We start from the raw sequence: 505 nt of genomic DNA, 5'->3' as shown, positions 1-505 counted from the left end.
CGTACCGAGGGCGCACGCGAACCACGGGACGCTGCCCCTTGCGCGCCCACACCCGGCGTAGGATGGGCTTGAGGCTCACCCGGTGTTCGTCCATCGCCCAGAGTTCGACCGCGCGCTCTTCCCGAGCGGCCGCCACGTCTCGGACAAGCTCATTTTTTGAACGCCGCTTGCGCGGCCGGGTCGGCCTTGTCATGGGCCGGGCGGGGCGTCTGGCTGGAGAAGCCCAGGCGGACGAGGTACTCCCAGCCACGCTGGTCGTGCACGTGCGCGCGGCCCGTGGTGTGCTCCATCCAGCGCGCCACCTCGGGGCCGGTCCACGGTCCGCCGTTGGGGGCCCTCCCGTGTTCGAGCGCCTCGTCGAGGGCGGCGAGTTGGTCGGCGTTGAGCAGCGCCGGGGCTCCGGGATGGTCCTCGCGACGGTCACGGAGGCCGTCGGGGCCGTGGTCGTTGTAGCGGTGGAGGAGGCAGCGGACCCAGTAGTCGCTGTAGCCGGTGGCCAGGGCGA

At 72.1% G+C, this 505-nt stretch carries 1 protein-coding gene; it reads right to left on the bottom strand.

The annotated features are described in order from the left end of the window. Positions 1–149 precede the first annotated feature (149 nt). Positions 150–505: winged helix-turn-helix domain-containing protein (locus AAFU51_18995; protein ID MEO1573321.1), on the bottom strand; the 356-nt coding region annotated here is incomplete at its 5' end.

This window comes from Bacteroidota bacterium (assembly GCA_039821555.1).
Lineage (GTDB): Bacteria > Bacteroidota > Rhodothermia > Rhodothermales > Rubricoccaceae > JBCBEX01.
Note: the sequence above shows the minus strand (reverse complement) of the source record. Positions and strands in the feature narration are given on the sequence as shown.